The organism is Paenibacillus sp. 01T431 (assembly GCF_056398625.1).
Genome location: NZ_JBFTPT010000003.1, coordinates 57,459 through 76,188, shown reverse-complemented (window position 1 = coordinate 76,188; position 18,730 = coordinate 57,459). Strand labels below are relative to the sequence as shown.

Annotated in this window: 11 protein-coding genes; 1 reads left to right on the top strand and 10 read right to left on the bottom strand. The window is 44.3% G+C overall.

The window, feature by feature from the left end:
* Positions 1 to 9: 9 nt before the first annotated feature.
* From AC1DM9_RS05405 to AC1DM9_RS05370, 8 genes are all read right to left on the bottom strand, one after another.
* Positions 10 to 909 carry a carbohydrate ABC transporter permease gene (locus AC1DM9_RS05405; protein WP_441881623.1) on the bottom strand — a complete coding sequence of 300 codons (900 nt, stop codon included), beginning with the start codon at positions 907 to 909 and terminating at the stop codon, positions 10 to 12.
* Positions 909 to 3,485: a DUF5696 domain-containing protein gene (locus tag AC1DM9_RS05400; protein WP_477578947.1), complete on the bottom strand. Its 2,577-nt coding sequence runs from the start codon at positions 3,483 to 3,485 to the stop codon at positions 909 to 911. Before AC1DM9_RS05400 ends, AC1DM9_RS05405 begins: the two co-directional genes overlap by 1 nt.
* 14 nt (positions 3,486 to 3,499) lie before the next feature.
* Positions 3,500 to 4,120 (bottom strand): Yip1 family protein, encoded by a 621-nt coding sequence (locus AC1DM9_RS05395; protein ID WP_339203708.1) that lies wholly within the window; start codon positions 4,118 to 4,120, stop codon positions 3,500 to 3,502.
* Entirely contained in the window at positions 4,117 to 5,616 is a 1,500-nt protein-coding gene (locus AC1DM9_RS05390) for an NHL repeat-containing protein (RefSeq protein ID WP_477549975.1), read from the bottom strand. The genes AC1DM9_RS05395 and AC1DM9_RS05390 overlap by 4 nt, the downstream gene beginning before the upstream one ends.
* A 10-nt stretch (positions 5,617 to 5,626) precedes the next feature.
* Positions 5,627 to 6,493: a carbohydrate ABC transporter permease gene (locus tag AC1DM9_RS05385; RefSeq protein ID WP_076266688.1), complete on the bottom strand. Its 867-nt coding sequence runs from the start codon at positions 6,491 to 6,493 to the stop codon at positions 5,627 to 5,629.
* A gap of 4 nt (positions 6,494 to 6,497) precedes the next feature.
* Positions 6,498 to 7,421: a carbohydrate ABC transporter permease gene (locus AC1DM9_RS05380; RefSeq protein WP_076266687.1), complete on the bottom strand. Its 924-nt coding sequence runs from the start codon at positions 7,419 to 7,421 to the stop codon at positions 6,498 to 6,500.
* On the bottom strand, positions 7,421 to 10,324 hold the full coding sequence (locus tag AC1DM9_RS05375; protein ID WP_477550051.1) for an extracellular solute-binding protein: 2,904 nt from the start codon (positions 10,322 to 10,324) through the stop codon (positions 7,421 to 7,423). Before AC1DM9_RS05375 ends, AC1DM9_RS05380 begins: the two co-directional genes overlap by 1 nt.
* A gap of 202 nt (positions 10,325 to 10,526) precedes the next feature.
* Complete coding sequence (locus tag AC1DM9_RS05370; protein ID WP_477549974.1) at positions 10,527 to 11,888, bottom strand: ABC transporter substrate-binding protein; 1,362 nt, start codon at positions 11,886 to 11,888, stop codon at positions 10,527 to 10,529.
* Between the two features lie 517 nt (positions 11,889 to 12,405).
* Between AC1DM9_RS05370 and AC1DM9_RS05365 the strand changes: the two genes are divergently transcribed.
* Positions 12,406 to 13,410, top strand: coding sequence for a LacI family DNA-binding transcriptional regulator (locus tag AC1DM9_RS05365; RefSeq protein WP_339203713.1), 1,005 nt, complete (start codon positions 12,406 to 12,408; stop codon positions 13,408 to 13,410).
* A gap of 138 nt (positions 13,411 to 13,548) precedes the next feature.
* Here AC1DM9_RS05365 and AC1DM9_RS05360 read toward each other — a convergent pair whose 3' ends face one another.
* On the bottom strand, positions 13,549 to 14,982 hold the full coding sequence (locus AC1DM9_RS05360; RefSeq protein WP_477578945.1) for a cellulase family glycosylhydrolase: 1,434 nt from the start codon (positions 14,980 to 14,982) through the stop codon (positions 13,549 to 13,551).
* A gap of 165 nt (positions 14,983 to 15,147) precedes the next feature.
* On the bottom strand, positions 15,148 to 18,372 hold the full coding sequence (locus tag AC1DM9_RS05355) for a glycosyl hydrolase (protein WP_477578943.1): 3,225 nt from the start codon (positions 18,370 to 18,372) through the stop codon (positions 15,148 to 15,150).
* Between the last annotated feature and the right edge of the window lie 358 nt (positions 18,373 to 18,730).

Sequence of the window (18,730 nt, the reverse complement as noted above, 5' to 3'; positions counted from 1 at the left end):
GTTAATCACTCAGTTGTAATGTACTTTTCTCGATAGCAGCACTCCGATAATGACCAAAACAACGCTTATAATCAACGTGTAAACCCAAGACATCGCTGCGCTGAGCCCAAAGTTTTGCGTGGTGAATGCCGTCGAGAAAATCATATCCGTAACTGCGCTGCCCGAGAATGAATCAATAATCGTATAGATGACATTGGTCAAAATGAGCGGGCTAACTAATGGAAATGTGATTTTCCAGAACGATTCATAGGCTGTAGCGCCTTCCATCTTAGCCACCTCATACATGGCACCTGGAACGGACTGCAAAGCAGCTAGAAAAATAAGAATTTGCACGCCAGAGCTTGTAATAATCTCATAGATTCTAGTAATCGCCTGAACGATGTAGTCAACGAACGATAGCGGCAATCCTATTTCACTTAGTATCATGACCATTGACATAATATTATAGGTGGAAGAAGCTTCACCCATTTCACTTACGACCGATGAATCGCCTACTAGATTAATAAGCCCCGCTGTTTCTGCAGCTGAAATCGCATTGGAAGCGAGTATGACCGGAAGGAAAAATATCGCTCTCGCGAGTATTCTGCCACGAAACTTCTGATTAAGCAGCGTAGCAGAGAAAAGGCTGAAAAATAATATCATCGGTACATTCAAAACCATTTCAGAAACGGATTGGGTCAAAATCCGATTGAAGGTAGCATCCACGAACAACGCTTCTTTAAAATTCGCCCAACCAACCGATTCCAATATAAACCCAGTCGGTTCCACCGTTAGCTTGCTGAAGCTGAATTTAATGGATTGGATAAGCGGTGTCGCAAACATAAATATGAAGCCCAGCAGCCATGGGAAAATAAATGCTACGCCTAGAAGTGAGCGCTTGTGCCGCAAAGCTAACTTATAACCATTCATTAACGCTCACCTCCTACCCAATAGTTTTGAGCTTCAACTTTGTTTCCGTTAATGCTGACTTGCTTATCTGTGTAATTGACAATAATTGATTTCCCATTGCTGTATTGCATCTCTACGACACCGTCTTGATGGCGAATATGCTTCACCATTTGAGCGTTTCTCACACCGGAGAGCACATCGTTTGCTTCCTTATACATCGACAGCGCTTGATCATACCAGTCTTTGTAATGGGTAGAGAACAGCTTGTCAAAATGAGTGAATTTCAGTTTAGACGATGGTTCATAGCTCCATGAAAAATGCGGCGCTGAGCCAAGCTCTACCGAACGAAGCAGCTGCTGCTGAATATCCTGCTCATCCTCTAAGTTAATCGCACCGCCGGCATAATCGACATATCCATGAATAACCATTTGATAAAATGGAACTTCCTCATCCGTTAGCACGAAGCCGCTGGATGACGTTGGCACATTTATAAGATGATCTGCGAATGGCCATACATAAGCATTTCCGCCCGTAAGCATCGTTTGATCGACGCGCTCATCCACCTTGCTCAGCTCATCCTCAACGATTTTTTTAGCCGTTTCGCGTTGAATGACTCTGCTCGTACGGAAGTCCGAGCTCAGCACGCTGCCAAGGTCCCGCAGCGATATTCCCCTCATGCCAAGCGAATCATACTTCTTCATAAACGTATCAACGAAGTAGGGAAGCTTTGCCGGTGACAACAAATAATACGAGCCTAACAGCATATCCATTCGATTAAGCGCTCGGTTATAAGGATAAAGCTCTGCTTCCTCCCGTGTAACGAACCGCGATGCATCAGAGGATGGAACAAAACCTCCATCATCATGATAAATTTGCTGAAAGGCTACATCTGGGAACAACATCCCGCCGGATTGCTCCAGCTGATTCGCTAGCTTAATAAAGCTGGACTTGCTTCCGAGCTCGCTGTCCACTTTCAGCTTTACTGGTGTCTGATGAATGACGCCGTTGCCGAACCAGCCCGTGTAACGAATGAGCAATCGATTAATCCCATCCGACTTCAGTTGTCCAGCCATTTGTGAGGCTTGCTCAAAGGATGTCATGGCAACGACGGAGCTGTACGGTACACCAAGGAATGATTTCCGCTTGTCGACCGTTCCTAGAATATCCAAATAAAATGGAAGCTTTTCATCATCTTTTAATGGCTGAAGCTTGTTTTCAGCTACAAGCCTGTCACGATAAAGCTCCGCCATTCCTGAATAGCTCGCCTTATCTCCTGAGAGAAAGCTGTACCGAATTTGAATGTCGCCTTTATAAATCTCTTCACTCAACAGCTGGATTTCTTGAATCTTTGAACCAGTGTAAAGCTCAAGCTCATCCTCTCCACGCAATGAGTAGCTGCTGTGAATATAATTGTAGGAATTTTTTTTACCGCTGATATCAGCAGCGATGCTGGCAACAGCATCACCTTCTTCAATCACCGCAAACCACGCTGCGCTTCCTGCCTTCATCCCAAATACCGGCATTCTAGCACTCTCGCTTACTTGACCGCGGCGGTAGCTGTTATCGTTCGGATCAAGGCCATATACTCTTTGTACGTATTGCTCTTCCTTTACCTTGCCGTTGTTTAGATGGATCAAGCTTCCGGTTCCATCCGGCACGAACATATATCCTTCGTTTTCCTTATCTGCAGCGCCAAAGAAATTAAGCATCTCGATGCTGCGAATTTGATAGCCTCCGCTTTCTTTGACCTGATTGACTGGAACGGATGCAACCAGTGAACCGCCATCAATGCGGTATTCCAAAGGAATAACGAAGTTTGGTTTGCTCGATTCGCCGCCGCCTGCAACGCCGTTTTCCTCATTGTCGAAAGCGAGATCCTCATCGGAATAACCAGCCTTGACGAATGCCGCCGTCATTTTGCTCAATACAAGCGGCTTGGAAACCTGCGCATCTAGTCTCTCTAATACTTCCTTATTGTCCGCTTTCGGATAATAGCGCAATCCCACATACTTGGCCGTCGGTGCATCCAGCTTGGAGAGCACCTTCTCTTCCAATCGCACTTTGCTTATATACCTTGGCAAGGCATCCACGCCGATTGACGTATCGCCAATCGTATAGGTGATACGAATGCCGTTCTCAATGCTTTCAGCTGTAAACTGCTTATTTGCGATACTTTCCGTGAAGTTGGTGAATGTATCCAGCGTACCGATTGAATCCCGGAACAGTACCGTCAACTGAGAAGACAATATTTCCTTCTCGAAGCCCGATGCGATAGCATCCTCACTCCGATTGGGCGGATTGCTGTACCAGATTTGGCCTTGCCGTTTATCCCTCACAGCGACCTCTGTCGTTTCGGCGCTGTAGTATAACGATAATTCGGAATTGTCCGCTACAAGCTGCATGCCTGGCACACCTTTTGAAGAATCAGGCATTGCCTTAATTGCGGCTCCAGCTTCCAGCTCAGTTGTCATTTTCATATAAGCGGCTGCTTTAACGGCTTTAGCTCCACGACTGGTGAATAGCAATACGGAGCAGACCAAGATACAAATTGCTGCGGTACAGGCCAGCACCGCAACCAGCTTTTTACGATTTTTCACGGGTGCGGCCTCCTTTACGTACGGAAAATGATTTCACGATAAATATTGATAATAAAATCGATAATTTGCTGCATCATACTCAGCACGAGCGTCCCAAGAAATACGATAATGCCCATTACGATTACCGTCAGCAGCATCGTAATAATCGTTTTAAACGCCGAATATTGATGAACCGTCATCGTACCGACAAATAGAAGCGCTAGAAACCAAATGGTGGATATAGACATAACTAAATAATAAAAAGCCGTTTCTTCCTGTACCATAAACCGGCTCGCAATGGTCATGGGCACATAAAGAATGACCATAGGAACAAGCGCATAACCCGTCGCCATAACAATTTCTTTGAATTTACCTTCGCCATCCATTAAGGTTGTAATCGCCCAATTGGATATACACCAAAGAAAGAAAGGAAATACAATCGTAACGAGCTGAGTCAGGCTGTTCAAATGACGTGGATCATTATAGTTCACCAGAAAACCTGCAAACTGATTTTGTAAAATAACAGAAACGATGACAAGCAGCAAAATAGCTAATGCGACCTTTACTTTTCCTTTGCCGTCATACTTCATATCCCAGAAGCCGTCAAAAGGATGAACGATTAAATGCAGCGGAAACTTAATGAAATCCTGTTTCATAGCGATCTGCCCTCCTTAGCGGTTTGCGATGCAAAGTCTGACATCGTAAGCTTCCTCTTTTTCATACGAGAGCTTACCAGCTTGAACGCAAGCCATGCAGCTGCTAGGACGATCAGCATTGTTAGAAAGGTTCCTGAATGTTCCTTCATTACTTCCCTGCGGTACCTTTTGTAAGCTACGGAATAACTATCGCGGTCCATGCCCAGCTTGAAATACTCGAGCGCTTCCCCGTTCTTCCGCTCCATCAGCAATGATTTGCCAATGCCTATATACGCAATATCGTAGTTGCTGTTTAACCGAAGCACTTCTTGCCAAATCGGTACCGCCAGCTTATCCTCACCGGTGTAATGCAGCTTCACCGCCTCGTTTACGCTGGCACCAAACTTCGTTGGCTCAAATACGACAATATTGCTTTTCCCACGATCAAGCACCAGTTGTTTTTCACCCAAATGCTCGACGGCGACCGGTATTTTAAACGTACCGATCTGATTTCCCTTACCGCCATACACATAGAGCAAATCGCCTTCATCATTGTAGGTAAATACTTTGCCTTGATTTCCGTCAAGCACGCTGTACATTCCGTTTTCGAGCACCTTCACATCAATCAGCTTGGAAGGACCAACAGCGCGCCTGAACAAAATATCCCCTAACACATCGAAGTAACCGAAGCGCTTCAGCACATCCTCACCTGATGGATTAAGTCTTTTTACTGGTTCCTTAGAGTCAGGATCGATGTTCGTTGCATAGACAAATCCTTTGGCATCGATATCGATATTCGAAAACTCGGTTGGTATAAACAGCACCATTTGCGCTTTCTGTGCTTTGGTTGAAAGCAAGCGCCATATGACTTCCGTATAGTCCCGCTGCACTTTGTTTGTCCCTACATATCCGATAAACTGGCCTTTCTCATCAAACTGCATGATGCCTTCGTAGATGCCTTGCGCTACGACATAAACCCGTTTGGCTTTATCTACCGTTACCTTTAACGGAATAAATTTAAAATCACTTGCCAAAACATCAGATTTGGGCTGCTCGATTATTCGAAGCATTTCACCGTCGCTCGATAACACGACAACTCGCCCGTTGTCCGTATCCGCAACATAAAGCTGCTCCTCCTCATCAACGAATAGTCCCGACGGATTTTTAAAACCGATCTTTTCTCCGTCCTTCTCGTATTCGTTAATGATGTTTTTCACTTTCCACTGATCATCTAAAATAACGATTCGGCCATTGCCGCTGTCCACAATGTATATGAGCCCGCTTGCAGACACGACCATATCCTTTGGCTCTAAAAAGTCACCGATGCCAATATCAGCTCCGGATATGGAGCGTTTGGGTACATAAGCCGCCGGTGCTGGAACTGCTTCTTCCCAATAGTTATAGTTGTAGCTCTCATATGGCGTCGACGCTGCAGCCGCCGGTGCAGGCGCTGCGGTAATAAACAATAGGGAAGCCGCCGCGATGACGAGAAACCATTTTTTCGCTGACAAGTGCATTCCCCCCCTTTTAATCTTTCATTCCTGAAGTCGCCATCGTTTCAATAATTCGGCTTTGCGAGAAAACGAACAGCGTAATCGGAACGCTCATCAGAATGAGTGCTACTGCTGCCGCCGCTCCTGCGCGAGCAATACCGCCTGCCACAACTTGATTCGCTGCAAAATGCAGCGATTTAAGCTGTTCGCTGTAAATGAAGCCATTCCCATCGCTGCCCCAAAGAATTTGGAAAAGCAAAATAATTAGCGTCAGCCATGCCGGTTTTACATTGGGCATTACGATGGTCCAGAAAATACGATATTCGCTTGCTCCATCAATTTTCGCCGCCTCTAACAGCACATCAGGAATCTGCTCCATAAATTGCTTCATTAAATAGAGACCAAGCGAATAAGCAAAAGCAGGAATGATGACTGCCCAATACGTATCGATCAAGCCTAACCATGACATGATCATATAGTTTGGAATAGCTGTTACGGCTGGCGTAAACATCAAGGATAAAACGACAATGCTGAACATGAAGCTTTTACCTGGAAACTTATGCTTGGCTAGCGGATAAGCAGCTGCCGACGCTAACAGTACATGCCCAATGATTCCCATGCCGGTAATGAAAACCGTGTTGAAAATATACCTTGAAAAAGGAACCCATGAATTGCCTAACAATGCAAATAAATCGATAAAGTTGTTCATGGTCGGGTTTCGAACAAATAATGTCGGAGGAAACATAAATATTTCATCCAACGGTTTAAAGGCATTATTGATCGCATAGATTAGCGGCACGATCATGAACGCACCAAACGCCGTAAGCAAAACAAAAAGCGAGAAGCTGCCCCAGAACGATCGATTTACCCGTTTCCTCGGGATTCGAAAGGAGAAGTTCATGAACTTATTCACCTACCCTGCGAAGAAGTTTTTGAACGATGAGATTCGATCCCACCATAATCATGAATAACACAGAAGCAATGGCAGAAGCGTAACCCATCTCAAAACGGGTAGTACCGAAATCGATTAAGTGAGTAACTATCGTCTCAGCTGCATAGTTGACGCTTGGGAACCCTGCGAGGGCGATTGAAACATCAGCCACTGCAAATGCCGTCGTAATCTGAATGACTGCCCCGAACATCAGCTGCGGCCGCATCGAAGGCAATGTAATGTACCAAAGCTCCTGCCATCGATTCTTCACGCCATCGACTGCGCCAGCCTCATATAATGTCCGGTCAACGGTTTGCAAACCTGCAATAAAAGCAAGGAAACCCGTTCCAAGACTAAGCCAAAGCTGAACAAGAATGATGATCGGCAAAATGTATTCCTCTTTTTTCAACCATTGAAGCGGCTCCAAGATGATGCCCAGCTTCAATAAAAAACCGTTGGCAATACCATAACGATCGCCGGAGAAAATCATCAGCCATATAAAATACACGTTTCCGGATATCGATGGCGCATAAAATACGAGAGTCATTATCGCTCTCAGCTTTGGAGACAGCTCATTAATAATCCATGCAAAAACAAAACATGCGATATAACTAATCGGTCCCGTTATTACAGCGAACAACAGCGTGTTCTTTACGGCAATGAGGAAAACATCATCATCTAGAAATAAGCGCGTATAGTTCTGCCAGCCGACAAACTTTGGAAACTCCAGCATATTGAAGTACGTAAAGCTAAGCACCACCGACACCAAAACCGGCAGTACTGTAAACACGGCGAACAAAACCATGTAAGGCGCCAGCAATATGTAGGAGTGTTTGTTTGCTTTCACTTCCCGCAGCTTCAGGTTCCACCAATTTTGCACGCTTGACCCTCCCTCCATTATTGCGGCAACCCGAACTCTTTTCGTTTCGTCGTAATTTCATCCTGCATATATTGGACATAGTCCATAATCGATTCGCGCGCCTGCACTTGACCAACAACCGTCTTATAGAAGGCATTAAACAAATGCCGGCCTGTGAAATATCCGCCTGGCACTTCCGGCACCCCTTGTACCCATTCAAATTGCGCCTTCAAGTTTTCGTAATCGGCAACCGGCCATGGCAAGCTGTCGAGTGCCTTAATATTGGCAGTTGGATAACGGGCTGCTGCGCCCATCAAACCTTCCATTTCACGACCAAACACCGTTTGTGTCGCTTCGCTGGTCCACCATTTCATGAACTCCCATGATGCTTCCTTGTCCTTCGCCTTCTTCATCATTACGACAGCGCTGCCTCCGCTTGGCACCTCACGATTAATGGAGCCATCCTTCTGGATGGTTCCCGGAACAGGAGCGAAGCCCCACATGCCGCGAATTTCTGGCGCAAATACAGAAAGCTGGTTATAGGTTGTATAATCTGCAATGCCGATTGGCATCTGCCCCGTACGGAAGCGATTGGAGAAATCATATTCCCGTTCTAATTTATAGTCGGTATAAAACTCCGTCCATTGCTTGAATGTTTCAATGCCGATGCGTGAATCCAGATCGGATTCTTTGCCATCATTGCGGTATAGCTGTCCGCCATTCTGAAATAATAGTGCCGCATACATCGAGTTTGGCGGTATGTTTTGCCCTTGAACAGCAGCTTGTGCCACAACTGGCAAACCGAATTGCATATGATTTTTACTTAGAACGGCTAGTAAATTAGAAACTTCATCCCAAGTTTGCGGAATTTCCAGATCCAGCTGATCAAGCACATCCTTACGGTAAAAGAGCATGTTGAACGTTTGTGTTTCCGGCAACGCATAAACCCCGCCATCATAGCTGTATGGAACAACTGCGCTTGGACGGAAACGTTCCCTCACCTCTTCGAAATCAGCAAACTGTGTCAAATCAGTTGAAGCGTTGCGCATCGCAAAGTTAACAGGCAAATCATTTTCAATCTGCATGGCGATGTCGGGACCTTGGCCCGCCAGCGTTGCAGGCAGCAGTGTTCCCATGTTTACCAGCTTCAAGTTGACATTAATGCCGGTAACGGATGTAAAGGTTTCGTCAATCATCGCCTTCATCGTGTTGGCTTGATCCCGTCCGCTTCCGATCCATACGGTAATCGACCTTTGGTCGGCGTCCTCAGAAATATTTCCGATCTGATTGTAATCCGTAAAGAAAGAAGAAATAAAAGTTGCAGATTGATGCTTAAGATTCGCAGCGAAACCCATCCCTTTTTTAGGGAATTTCTTATCTGGTGAAGCGACATACAGCGCATCGATCTCAAGCGGCTGCTGCCTTGCTTGCTGAACCCAAGTTCCTAGTCCGCCCGTGTTTGTCTTGTAGGCTCCAAGCCTTCTTGGAATGGTATCCGGCTTCTCAACCATCTCATCCAATTGCAGTGACATCGTCTTTAGAAGAGCCTCTTGGTCACTGGATTGTCCTGATAATTTGACGAGCTGCGCGGCAATGGTTTTAAGACGTTCACTTTCTTCTTCAAAAACGTTAAGTATGTTGGGAACTTTTTTCTCAATCTGATAATCACGGTATTCATCGGGCTTCGTTCCCGTAATCATCAATATTTTGCGATACATTTCATTCAAATTATAAAGACTGCTTTCAACCTCTCGAATGAGCGGGGCAAACTCGCCTAAACTTACCTCAAGCCTGAGTGTATGCTTTCCTTTTTCCAAGCGGTATAAATAAGGAGACTTTCCACCCATCACATCAAGCCGATAGGAGCTCTTATAACGAAACGCAACCTTTTCCATTTCCTTAAAAGGAACTTCACCGTCAATGGTTAATGTACGAGTTGAATAAATGCCTCTAACGAAGTTTTGCTGCGTTTTAAAGGCAATTTGGTAAAGCCCCGTTTCAGGGACATCAATTTCCCATTCCATCCATTGACCAGGAAGACGCCAATTCAAGCCGCCAATCGTATTAATTTTTATTTTTGAAGAGCTGTAAGGATATACTGCAGCACTTGAACGCTCGCTTAGCGGATACAAGGTAGGTGAAGACTTTGCTGTGGAAGCCTCGCCTTCAATCGTAATCAATTGGCCGCTCGTCGCCTTCATACCATCTGCTTCATACTGCTTAAGCAACTGTTCATAGGGTAGTGGAGCAGGCTGTTGAAATAGTTTCAATTGTTTAACGACCATCGGTTCCCGTGTAGATTCAAGCGTAATCGTATGTTTGCCCTCCGAAAAATAAAATAAGAAAGGTTCATTCTCGTAACCATCGGAATCTTGAAATGTTTTCTCGCTCCATCTCGGCTTCTCCACTTGCTTTGGTCTGAGATCATTGCCTTGATTGTCCTGAACAACTTGAGCTGCTTGATTATCCCAAACACGGTCAAACTGCAGGAAAGCAGCTTCTCTGAACGGACGTTTTCCGTCAATGAATAAATCCCGTTCAATCGCTGAGCTTTTTCCTTCAATGGGATAATAGAGCAAAGAAAGATTATAAAGACCCGCATCAGTCACATCAAATGACCATTCCACTTTGCCCGATTCGCCTGTTAACAAGGAAGATCCGTCCATGCCCTCGTAGTTGTTAAGCTTCTCGAACTCAGCACCCTCTATATGGCTGTAATTGATTGCTTCTAATACGATTTCCCGCTCTGGACGGGCAGCCGCCTCATATTGCGAGACATAATCATGATATTTTTGTTCATTATAAGCCGAGATCTTCGTCGATCCGGATTGAACGGACTCCTCCGTCAGCGCATTATCCGAACTGCCGACTGCATGCGCCTTAGGCACTGACGGAAGCACCATTAAAACTGCCAAAACAAAAGGGACTAGCTTCCTTGCCATATTGGTTAGCCGCAAATTGCTTATCACCAGAGGTCCTCCTTACATGCATAAACGGTTTCTCCGTCCATAGGCGGGGAAGCTCACGTTTGATGGTGAAATATAAGCCCATATATCTTCTAGCATTTATTTTCCTCGTTCTCATACAATCGGGGGAAGTCATGAAAGACGTCCCCCGACCTATACATTAAACCGCTGCCTTCAATTACTTAGAAAGCTTGGCTATGGACGCTTCTGCTTCCGGCTTATACTTCTCTGCAGTCGCAGTCACTGATTGATTATTTACGATAATATCTGTAACGAACTTTCCAGTCGGGAATTCAGGATAAGCATCATCTAGCAAGATTTGGCCTGTGTTCGTAATATGATCACGCTGCATAGCTACATCTTCCTCGTGATTGTAGAGACCTTCCAGCCACTCTTGGCTAGGGAACTCTTCCGTTTGAGTAATATCAAATGTTTCTTCGTAAATTTGGTAAACCAATTGCGCGTCTTTTACGCCTTTTGGAATAAATTTAGCCGCTTGTGCTGGGTTCGCATAAGTAACCTCAGGACTTCCTTGAGGGCCGTTCGGAATAGGCACTACGCCGATATCGAACGTTAAATCACCAATGTTCCATACCGGTGCTTGGAACATCGCTACATCGCCGTCTTTGAACGTGTTGAACTCTTCATAATTCATTCTGTCGCCTGTTTTAATTTTCATAACGTTCTCAACGTTGTATAAACGGTTCATAAACTCTGCCGCTTCAATCGTTTTTGGATCGGTTAAGCCTTGAACGCCTGTTCCTTCGTCAACGATTTTGCCGCCGTTTGCAGCCGTAAAGTTGCGGAAAATATCAATGGACCAGCCAGAGAAGCCATAAACGTCAATTTTTCCGTCATTGTCTGTATCCTTCGTTGCTAGCTTTGCAATTTCCAAAAACTTGTCCCAGTTCCATTGGCCGCCTGTGTAAAGCTCTTGAAGATCCGGAAGGCCAAGCTTTTTGAACAAATCGCGATTGTAGTGCATGGCTGTACCGCCTGAGCCTGGATTGTCAAATGCATATTCGCCGCCAGCTATAGCAGGCGCTTTGGCCATCAAGTTTGCATCGTTGTTGATGTTATTAGCTGAAGTTGTAAACTCGCTGATCGGAAGCAGCTGGCCTTTCAATACAGCCGGCAATGCTGCTTTATATTCCATTTGAACGATGTCTGCGAAAGGCTCACCTGTCAGGACAGTAGCCGTAAACTTCGGCATGTATTCTTCAAAAGGAACGTTTATGAATTCGATTTTCACATTATATTTTTTTTCAACTTCTTCAATTTTAGCGAGACGCTCTTTCTCGGAAGCCGTTGCACCTGCTGGTGTCAAATCCCACCATGCAGCTACTTTAATAACGCGTCCACCCATATCGACAGGTTCTGGTGTTGCTGTGGATTCCTCAGGTGCTGCAGTCGGATCAGTGACAGCGCTTTCTTTTGGAGCGTTATTCGTTCCTTTATTTCCGCCGTTCCCGCCGCTGCAAGCTGTAAGTATGAGCATGAAACATAACACCAAAATGGACAAACCTTGTATTTTTCTCATGACCGAACCTCCCATTTTTACATTCATCAGTTGGTATAAAGTAAAAATCCCCATTTAAAAGCGCTTTCATTCCTAAACTTTGAAAAACCCAACAGCTAACCTCACCGCCTTTTCGTTATTTGATTTCCGTAATTTGTTATTTCTTTTTGCATAACGAATATAACACCAAAAACAAAACTGGTCAATTGTTTTTTATTTGTTATCCAAACGCGCTAATATTTTTAAAAAAATAAGTTAAATTCCGTTTTATCGCTTGTATACCCTTGAAAAAACAGCTATATTTATCTACATAACAAAATAACAAAAAGACAATAATAAAGCATTGAGGTGAATGAACTTCCTAAATAAAACTCTAAATAAAATAATAATGTTTAATGTTTTTTAGCAATAAAAAAACAAGTTTAATTGTTAGTAACAATACGGTAAAATAATGACTAGCATTTCTTCACATATAATAATGGACTTCTTTACATATAGATGGCTTGGCAAACTAACTAATTAAGGTAGGATGAAATTTATGCGCCGGAAGGTAACGATTCAATCAATTGCCGATTACACAGGGTTGTCAAAATTCGCAGTCTCACGAGGGTTATCCGGGAAATCGGGGGTTAGTCCACAAACAAGAGAAGTGATATTAAGAGCTGCAGGACAGCTTGGTTATTTTAAGGACGCGCAGACGCCTCCTGTTTCAAGCGAACTGATGGATACAGAATCACGAAGCTGGTCCGGAACCATTCTAGTGCTTTTCCCAAATGTTCGTTATCAAAATACTGATTCCTTATATTGGGGTCCAATATTTAACGGCATATCTACAAGGCTGAACCAAAAGGGCATTAACATCCTTACATTAACTGAGCCTACTAACGACTCCATGTTCTCACTTTTAAACCCTGAAGCTATTATGGGCATTATTACTGTAGGCTCTATTTCTACCTCTGTGTTGCTTGATATTAAACGGCTCGGCATTCCTGTCGTAATGGTCGATCATTACGATCCAAACTTTCACTGCGACTCGATTTTTACAGACAACTTGTCCAGCATGAGAGAAATAATGAATGCCGTCATTACAAAAGGCTACAAAAACTATCAATTTTTAGGGAATATTAGAGATGCGCAAAGCTTCTATGAACGATTCCTTGGTTTCCGTTCAGCTCTCGAGGACAATGATATTGAACTAAAGCAAATTCCTTCCCTAATGGGACCGGAAATTGAAAACTTTCACGATACATTCAAAGCTGCTATTGAGGAGCATGGTTTACCTGAAGTATTTGTTTGCGCCAATGATATATTTGCCTCTTTTGCGTTAGATACATTAAAAAATATCGGCATGTATATTCCAGAAACGCTCGTTTTCACCGGCTTCGACAATACCCATCCTCAGATTCCTTTTTTGGCTACTGTTAATGTAGATAAGGAGCTGCTCGGCAAACGTGCTGTTGATCAGATGCTTTGGAGAATACTCAACGCAACAACGAGCTACGAGAGGACCCTTATCCAAGCTGAGATTATTTTCAGAAATTAAACATAAAAAGAGGATGACCATCGCGGTCATCCTCTTTTCGCAGTAGTGCTTCGTTTAAAAATCCGTTCGAAATGGCGATGCGGGAAGCCCTGCTTTATTATACAAATTAATCGTCGGTGAATCGCTCCAGCCATTTCGTTATTGCAGCACAACACTGTCTACATAAACCGAAGTTGATCCGCTTGAGTTAGTAGGTGAAATGAACTGAACGCCTACTTCACGCACATCACCCAAATTGGCTACTCCAGATAAGCTCATTGAAATCGTAGATGCCCCCGATGAATTGATGTTTACCGTTCCTGAGTCATACCAAGTGTAAGCGGAGCCCGTCTTAATAAACAGCTTCGCCTGCAGGCCGCTGCCAAAGCTTCCCCATGCAGCATGCTTTACTTTAACAGAAACAGAAGATTTTCCGCTGAAATTATTAGCACCCGCATATTGCAAATAAAATTGACCGCCGCCTAACGTAATGTCTGCTTTGAGCGAGCTGCTGCCGCTTGCCGCCCATTCCGTTACAGACCAAGGTCCGCCAGCAACGTTTGATGCCGTCCAGCCTTGTGCATTTCCGCCTTCAAAATCGTACAACGTAGAGCTGCTGCTGCTATTAAACACAGAAGCTTTTGTAGAAGTAGCCCAAATGCCATTTGTTCCGTTAATGACAAGATTGCCCCATGAAGTAAGCGTCTGCCAATCACTTGTCGTCATATCCAGCCACGAATTGGCCGAATCATTTCCTGTCCATGACCATGCCATATAACCAATGCCTTTCGCCTGACTTTGGTTCATCACCTCTTGTGCATTAACTTGACTTCCCAAGTTATTATTGCCGTTGTTGTAGTTATAGCCAAACTCGCCAACCATAACAGCCAACCCTAAATTTTTAATCGCTTGCAGCTCCGTGCCAATCCGAGAAGAATCATTCCATGAGCCGTACATATGAATGGAGAACATGACATTATGATCCGGATCATGAGTGAGGAGCGCGTTGCCGTATGCTTTGATTGGTGAAGAATTTTGTCCCCAGCCTGAGGCGTCAACAATAATCGTATTATGAATTCCAGCATTTCGAATGGTTGAAATAGCCGTCTTGTACGCATCGCGCCAAGCGGTATCCGCAAGATTCCCATCGCCCCATTCATTAGCGATATTAACGAGCACATACTTTTCATTGTTCGTCAAAATCGTTTTAACCGCGCTGCTGGCAAAATAACTAGCCATATTATTTAAAGCAGTTGCGCTGTTAGAGCCTGTTGCATCATGCAGTTCAACAATGGCAACCATGCCGAGCTGTTTGCAACGATCGATAATTTGCTGCAACCGCGATGCCGAACCGCTTGTCGTCCAGACGATTCTAACAGCGTTCACTTTTTTCGAGCTAATCGTGCTCAGAGCATCATACGCCTGCGTATCAAACCATGCGTGAGCGTTATTGACTCCTCGAATGACAAAGTTATTTCCGTTTGCATCCTTCAAATTGTTGCCGCTTACATAAAAACCGTTAGCCGCATGGGTTTGTTCAGTTGCAATAAAAGGCACAACCAAAGCTAGCATAAGCACAAGCATAAACGTCATTTTCAATCTCCTGATCATCATAATAACTAAATCCCTCCAACTGTTTTTTTGTTTTGCAGTCTCGGTTCTTAGTGTTTGATCTGGCTGCCTGTTACTTTAAAGAGGCTGACATATTTATGAGAGCCTATCACCCCCTTTCATCATCTGCTGCTTTCTTCGTTTTCCTTAATCGAGAAACCGCATCAAATTCGAAACCATTTCAGCCGCTTGCTCACGGTTCACAACTGACTTTGCTAAAATGGAATCATTACTTTTAAATGCTGGACTTCCAATAAGCTTGGCGACGCGTTCCAACACTACTGCCGCATCCTGTTTAGTCATGGCTTCGCGCGGACCAAAACTTCCGTTTTCTTTTCCTTTAATAAGCCCGAGCTGTTGAGCTGTTGAAACAGCCTTGGTATACCAGCCATCACTCGGAACGTCGTTAAATGTGTTGCTGGCGGTATCGTCATTCAAATCAAACGCTTGAATAATGATTTGAACAAACTCCGCTCTTGTCACAAGGTCAAGAGGCTTAAATAAACCATTGCCTTTTCCCTGTACGATGCCTCTTGCAGCCAAATAATCGATCGCGTCCTGTCTTGCTGAGGATGAGCCTTTATCCTTGAATGAAACATCTACTGCCGCAGCTGCATATTGACTGAAATGAGTGGGATGAAAAATAACTTTTTTTGTTGTTGCATCGTAATAGCTGTTTTTTACAACCTCAAGCTCGCCGTTTTCTTTGATGTGGTATGTCACGATCGTGTTTGGATTTGCGCCTAAGGCTAGTGAATAATTCAAAGCAACTTTTAAGGATGCTGCATGAAATGTTGTTATTTTCTTTCCGTCAATGTCAAGATTCAGGTCATAAACCTGCGCGCCACCAAGCTTAGCTTTGGCAAGATCGCTCATTTGGGATGGATCGACAATAGAGAATGTGAACGTAATCGTTGCAGATGTTCCTCTTAAATGGCTTGATATTTCGGATAGTGAAATTGTAATCGCAGCATAACCGATATTCACTTCTATCCGCTCAAGACCTTTGTCTATAGCCTTAGCTATTTGCTCAGCTGGAATATTGACCTTTACCTCCTTAGCTCCTGCTGCTGGAGTCCCGATAACAAGGATTGTACCCTTTTGAGCTTTGGTGACAGCTGCCTCAAACTCCGCGCTATTAAGCTGAATCGTTTGTTTGCCGCCAGGTCCCGCTGCAGGCGGCTGGCTTGTATCTGGATTAGACGGCGTAACGATGGGCTCAGACAAAGTGGTTACTTCAATCTGCGGACCGCCAACGCTCCAAACTCCATCTCGTGTAGATGCTTCTACTTTAAACGTATATTTTGTACCAGCTGCTAGTCCGCTCACCTCATAGCTGCTGCTGGAGCCATTCACCTCATCCAGTTGAATACCGTCTTTATAGATCAAATAATTTAAGATTTCCTGCTCGCTTGATGCACCGCTCCATGACAAGGTGGCGCTCGTTTGATTGACATTTGCTGCTTGTAACTCAGCATTGATCCACTCTGGCGCTTTCAAGCCATAGGTTGACAAGTTGCTCGGCAGCTCATCGAGCGTAATGACATATTCATGGTTGAAGACATGAGTAAGATGCTCGGCCGTATTATAAATACCGTTTCTAATAAAATCACCCGTCCATGTGCTGAACCAGCTCCAGTCTGCACCATATAAAGGCAGAAAATCAGGATCTGGAATCGTTCCGGTCTCCGGTAGCGCCACAAGCTTGCGATCCTTGACGACATCTACTAGACGATCATATTTATTAATATTTGGGCTATAATCGCCTGCTTGGTTGTAAATGTCGGTGCTGATAATATCAACCACATCATCTCCTGGATACCAGTCGGATGACACGGAGTTCCACACCCAAATCAAATTGTTCAATTGATGCTCGTTTGTTAACCGCTCATACATCAATCGATATAGCTGCTTGGCGGACTCTGGTCCTTTGGCGCCCCACCAGAACCAGCCTCCCTCTGCCTCATGCAGCGGTCTCCATAGAACAGGAATACTAGCATCCTGAAGCCTCTTCAGCTGAATGGCAATCACATCGATGTCACTGAGCAGCAGCTTATACTCCTCTGAATCCGGATGACTAAGCGCATACTCAACATCAAACGTTGTGGAGTCGGTGTAGAAGGCTCTCCACCATTCTTTGCCCGGCACATCGATTAAACCGTTTGGCGAATTCCAATGCCAGCAAAGGGACACGATCCCGCCTCTTTCCGCCCACTCCATCATTTTTTCTGTTTCCTCTGACTTCGTACCATGAGCTACCCGAGTAGGAGAATAGTCGATAAGGTCGAAGGAAACCATCGCTGGAAGCTTGCCGGTTTTTTCATAAATCCACTCCGCATCAGATAATTCCTGCTGGCCGGAAATGATGTTTTTGCCGTAGTTATCAACTAAATAATTCATGAGCGCACGCGCTTCCCTTGTTGCATTTGGGTTGATCAGCGACTTTGGAACCTGATGCTCTTTATTCTCGATAGGCATTGGAGTGAGCTTTATATAATCAATGTCATACCAACTCCAATTGGCATCAAAGGTTATCTTGTTGTTTCCTGCATTCAAAAAAACCTTACCTGCCGATATTTCAACAAATTCAGCTGATTCATTAAGATCAACTTCAAACCCTGAAGCCCCGGCTTGATTTTTATTAATGGTTATTAGCGTCTTTTTGAAGCCGTAAGAAGCTCTGTAACCAAAATCCAGCGTATAAAAACCTTCAGCAGAAGCCGATACATCTATCTGAACAGATCCTCCAGGAATAAAAACATAACCGTCGCCGGAATAGCCGTTTCCAGTAGCGCGTATTTCTGCTCCACCCGCCAAAATCCCCGCTTCCGCTTCATATTGGCTGGTATCTGGCACAGTAACGGTATCCGCGGATTCAAGCGTAATGTATTCAATGCCATAATAACCCCAGCCTCTTTCAAAGCGAATCGTATTGTCACCTTGTTTCAGCATAACTCTCCCTGCGGAAGCTTCTGATGAAACAGAGCCAGCTTCCGCAATTGCAGGCAGCTCAATCTCCCCGTTGCTCTGACCGTTTACGAGCAGCGACGTTACCTTCCGTCCATAAGGCGAGTAATAACCAATGTTCAGCTTATATAAGCCAGTTGCTGCTGCTTGAACATGAAAGGTGGCAGCTCCCGGATCACCAGTGAAAAATGAAATGTAACCGTTTCCAATATATTGAATGTCACCTTCTGCAGTTGTAGTTAAAAATTGTGCAGCGCCCTCTACTTCTGCACTAGCTGCTTCATATTTAATAGCAGATGCAGTCGCGTTTACATAAGGGTAGAGAGGAATGGCCCCCATAACAAACGTTAGGATCAAAGCATAAAACAAAACCTTGCGTGTTCCCCATCGGTAGTTAAAATCCATTTCATTCGTCACCTCTAATTCATAATGATGAAGCTATGCTTTTGGGACGTGCCGCCTTGCGATAGTATAATCAGCCCGCCAGAAAACGCTTTCAAAAATGAATCACCTCCTTTCTACATTTAGTAGACGTAAGTAGCTAAGTTACATGAACAGGAGCATCTTGCTGCATGGGTAAATTTACAAGCTGCATTTCGTTATTGAGAAGATAACATAAATAACATTATTTTTGCAATACAAATAATAAATAACTTTACAATAACAATTAATTATTTTGTTATTGTCGAATTTAGCCGTATAAATGCTGTACTTTGTCTCATTTGCTAGCTCAAACGAATAACAATTTTCATAAACCTTGCAA

Excerpts from the sequence above, each read along its gene's own strand:
- AC1DM9_RS05405 (WP_441881623.1), bottom strand. The coding sequence starts at position 909 with ATGAATGGTTATAAGTTAGCTTTGCGGCACAAGCGCTCACTTCTAGGC.
- AC1DM9_RS05395 (WP_339203708.1), bottom strand. The coding sequence starts at position 4,120 with ATGAAACAGGATTTCATTAAGTTTCCGCTGCATTTAATCGTTCATCCT.
- AC1DM9_RS05390 (WP_477549975.1), bottom strand. The coding sequence starts at position 5,616 with ATGCACTTGTCAGCGAAAAAATGGTTTCTCGTCATCGCGGCGGCTTCC.
- AC1DM9_RS05385 (WP_076266688.1), bottom strand. The coding sequence starts at position 6,493 with ATGAACTTCTCCTTTCGAATCCCGAGGAAACGGGTAAATCGATCGTTC.
- AC1DM9_RS05380 (WP_076266687.1), bottom strand. The coding sequence starts at position 7,421 with ATGGAGGGAGGGTCAAGCGTGCAAAATTGGTGGAACCTGAAGCTGCGG.
- AC1DM9_RS05375 (WP_477550051.1), bottom strand. The coding sequence starts at position 10,324 with ATGGCAAGGAAGCTAGTCCCTTTTGTTTTGGCAGTTTTAATGGTGCTT.
- AC1DM9_RS05370 (WP_477549974.1), bottom strand. The coding sequence starts at position 11,888 with ATGAGAAAAATACAAGGTTTGTCCATTTTGGTGTTATGTTTCATGCTC.
- AC1DM9_RS05365 (WP_339203713.1), top strand. The coding sequence starts at position 12,406 with ATGCGCCGGAAGGTAACGATTCAATCAATTGCCGATTACACAGGGTTG.
- AC1DM9_RS05360 (WP_477578945.1), bottom strand. The coding sequence starts at position 14,982 with ATGACGTTTATGCTTGTGCTTATGCTAGCTTTGGTTGTGCCTTTTATT.
- AC1DM9_RS05355 (WP_477578943.1), bottom strand. The coding sequence starts at position 18,372 with ATGGATTTTAACTACCGATGGGGAACACGCAAGGTTTTGTTTTATGCT.